Here is a 3437-nt window from a genome sequence, read left to right on the forward strand (position 1 = left end):
CGGTCTGATCCGTCCAGACCCAGCAGTCTGCGCGACCGCAGGTGCCGCTTGCGGCAGAAAATCCTTGTCTAGCGCTCGGATACAGGCGATCTTCACCTCAAACGACACGCCACTTGGGGAATGCAGGCTCATTCATACCGAGGTTCCTTTTCAATATTCTGGTCAAGGGCTGGGTTCTCAGCTCGCACGGGGCGTGTTTGACACGGTGCGTGCGCGCGGCGGCAAGATCGTTCTGCGCTGCTCTTTCATGGGCCGTTTTTTTGCCCGCCATCCCGAGTATTCCGATATCGTGTCAGGCTAGTTCTGCCGGACGGCGGGGTGATCGGGGGCGGGGTGATCGGGCGACAGCCCGTCGCAGGATGAATAGCGAAGCGGGCCGATGCGGTTCCGCAAACACCAGTGAAAAAAGGGGCCAGCTATGGGCAAGGGATCGGATATGTTCGTCGCCGCGCTTGAGAACGAAGGCGTGGATCGTGTCTTTGGCGTGCCGGGCGAAGAGAACCTCGATCTGCTGGAATCGCTCAGGACCTCCAGCATCGAACTGGTTCTGACACGTCACGAGCAGGCGGCGGCTTTCATGGCGGCGACATATGGCAGGCTTACGGGCAAGCCCGGCGTCTGCCTCGCCACGCTTGGACCCGGCGCCCTGAACCTGTCAACCGGAGCCGCATATGCGCATCTGGGCGCAATGCCGATGATCCTCATCACGGGCCAGAAGCCGCTGATGAATGGCAAGCAGGCGCGCTTCCAGATCGTGGATATCGTCGCATCGATGAAGCCGCTTACAAAGATGACGCGCCAGATCGTCAGTGCCGCCAGCATACCTGCCATGGTGCGCGACGCTTTCCGGGTCGCGACCGAGGAAAGGCCCGGTCCGGTGCATCTGGAATTGAAGGCCGCGCCGCGCTCGACCGCCGAGATTTCCGCAACGTGCCGGGCATCCGCGCCGAAAGCTCGGGCGGCGACGGCAACGCCAATATCTCGATCCGCGGCCTGCCGATCGCATCGGGTGGCGCCAAGTTCCTGCAGTTGCAGGAAGACGGCCTGCCGGTGCTGGAATTCGGCGACATCACCTTCGGCAATGCCGACATCTTCCTGCGGTCCGACCTGAACCTGTCGTCGGTCGAGGCGATTCGCGGCGGGTCGGCCTCCACCTTCTCGTCCAACTCGCCCGGCGGCGTGCTCAACCTGATCTCCAAGACCGGGGAGCGCGAAGGCGGCGCGATCCAGCTGGGCGCCGGCCTCGATTACGAGGAATATCGCGTCGATGCCGATTACGGCGGCAAGATCGACAGCACGACGCGTTTTCATGTCGGCGGCTTCTATCGCCAGGGCGAGGGGCCGCGCCGGATCGGCTATGACGGCAATCGCGGCGGCCAGTTCAAGGCGAACCTGACCAAGAGCTTCACCGGTGGCTATGTCCGGCTGTACGCCAAATATCTGGACGACCGCGCCGTCGGCTATCTACCCAATCCGGTCCGCGTCACCGGCACCGATGCCGATCCCAAATATCGCAGCCTGCCCAATTTCTCGATCACCGACGATGCGCTGCTGACGCGCAACTTCACCACCAACGTGACGCTCGACGGCCGCAACACCCCGGTCCAGCGCGACCTGCGCGACGGGCAGCGTCCGGTGGTCAAGGCGTTCGGCGTGGAAGGGCAGATCGACCTCGCCGGCTGGACCGTGACCAACCGCTTCCGCTACGCCGATATCAGCGGCGGTTTCTCGTCGCTGTTCCCGTCCAATGTCGCGGCGGCGGGCGAGATCGCGACCGCGCTGGGCGGTGCGGGCGCGACGCTGCGCTACGCCAGCGGCCCGTCGGCGGGACAGGCGATCGCCAACCCGGCCGCGCTGAACGGCAACGGCCTGCTGGCGCAGATCGTCGTGTTCGACGTCAAGCTCAACAGCCTCGACAACATCACCAACGACCTGCGCGCCAGCCGGGTCTTCCGCGTGGGTGAGGGCGACCTGACCACGACGGCCGGCTTCTACAAGTCGCGCCAGACGATCGACAGCGACTGGCTGTGGACCTCCACGCTGCTCGACGTGCGGGGCGGCGGGCGCGCCGCGCTGGTCGATATCGTGTCGGCTGCCGGTACGCCGGTCACCCAGAACGGCTTCTACGGCTATGGCGCCAGCTATTTCGGCGATTGCTGCCGCCGCAGCTACCGCGTCGATTACGACGTCAACGCGCCGTTCGGGTCGCTGAACTACAAGATCGGCCGCGTCGCGCTGGGCGCCAGCGTCCGCTATGACTTCGGCGATGCGTCGGGGTCGATCTTCGGGTCGGACCTGGGCGGGGGCCGCACCGGTGTCGTGACGCGCGACATGAACGGCGACGGCGTGATCTCGGCCGCCGAGCGGCGCGTGGCGGTCATCCCGCTCGGCAGCCCGGCACCGGTCGATTATGGCTGGAACTACCTGTCCTATTCGGCGGGCATCAACTTCCGCATCGCCGAGCCGTTCGCAGTGTTCGCCCGCTACAGCCGCGGCGGGCGCGCCAATGCCGACCGGCTGCTGTTCGGTCCGGCGGTCAGCACGGTCGACGGGTCGCTGCGCAGCAAGGCCGCGGCGGTCGATTTCGTCCGCCAGGCCGAAGCCGGCGCGAAATATCGCCACAACGGGCTGGTCGTGAACGTCACCGGCTTCTGGGCACGCACCGAGGAGCAGAATTACGAAGCGACGCGCCAGGTGTTCATCGACCGCGCGTACCGCGCCTATGGCGTCGAACTGGACGGCGGCTACAGCGTCGGACCGTTCGGCATCACCGGCGGGGCGACGTGGACCGATGCGACGATCGTCAGCGACGCGCTCAACCCCGGCGTCGTCGGCAACACCCCGCGCCGCCAGGCCCGGCTGATCTTTCAGGCGACGCCGCAGGTGGAGCTGGGCCGGATCGCGGTCGGTGCGAACGTCATCGGCACGACCAGCAGCTATGCGCAGGACAGCAACCAGCTGAAGCTGCCGGGCTATACCGTCGCCAACGGCTTCCTCCAGTTCCGCGCGACCGACCGGCTGCTGCTGTCGCTCAACGCCAACAACCTGTTCGACGTGCAGGGCTTTACCGAGGCCGAGGATGCGGTGATCCCGGCCAACGGCATCGTGCGCGCACGGTCGATCAACGGCCGCACGACGTCGGTGACGCTGCGCGCGATGTTCTGATGCCGACGTCCGGGCCGCGCTTCGGCGTGGCCCGGCGCAGGATCAGAAATCGACGGCGATGCCCTTGTGCGTCCAGTCGCCATAGCGGGTCGGGCTGAGGCCCAGCGGATCGTCGCCGTCCGATTGGGGCGGCAGCGGTTCCGGGGTCGGCACCGGCGGCGACTTGGAGAGATGCGCGGGTGGCTTCACATGCGGGGGCCGCTTGCCCATAGGGGTTCCTTTCCGGTTCGCTCGGGACTGCACTTGGCGGACCGGCGACAGGATTCAAGTAC

At 66.3% G+C, this 3437-nt stretch carries 3 protein-coding genes and 1 pseudogene; 3 read left to right on the top strand and 1 reads right to left on the bottom strand.

Features of this window, described 5'->3' with window-relative positions:
• The first annotated feature begins 4 nt into the window (after positions 1-4).
• The 3 genes and pseudogenes from CA237_RS19185 (at position 5) to CA237_RS20110 (ending at position 3165) form a co-directional block, all read left to right on the top strand.
• Entirely contained in the window at positions 5-301 is a 297-nt protein-coding gene (locus tag CA237_RS19185) for a GNAT family N-acetyltransferase (RefSeq protein ID WP_126013905.1), read from the top strand.
• A gap of 135 nt (positions 302-436) precedes the next feature.
• Positions 437-754 (top strand): annotated as a pseudogene (locus CA237_RS19825) (thiamine pyrophosphate-binding protein); the annotation flags it as partial.
• A gap of 176 nt (positions 755-930) precedes the next feature.
• Positions 931-3165, top strand: coding sequence for a TonB-dependent receptor (locus CA237_RS20110; protein WP_164523934.1), 2235 nt, complete (start codon positions 931-933; stop codon positions 3163-3165).
• Between the two features lie 42 nt (positions 3166-3207).
• Here the strand turns inward: CA237_RS20110 and CA237_RS19195 are convergent, their stop codons facing one another.
• On the bottom strand, positions 3208-3375 hold the full coding sequence (locus tag CA237_RS19195; RefSeq protein WP_126015289.1) for a DUF1674 domain-containing protein: 168 nt from the start codon (positions 3373-3375) through the stop codon (positions 3208-3210).
• Between the last annotated feature and the right edge of the window lie 62 nt (positions 3376-3437).

The organism is Sphingomonas sp. ABOLH (assembly GCF_003951715.1).
In the GTDB taxonomy this organism is placed as follows: Bacteria; Pseudomonadota; Alphaproteobacteria; order Sphingomonadales; family Sphingomonadaceae; genus Sphingomonas; species Sphingomonas hankookensis_A.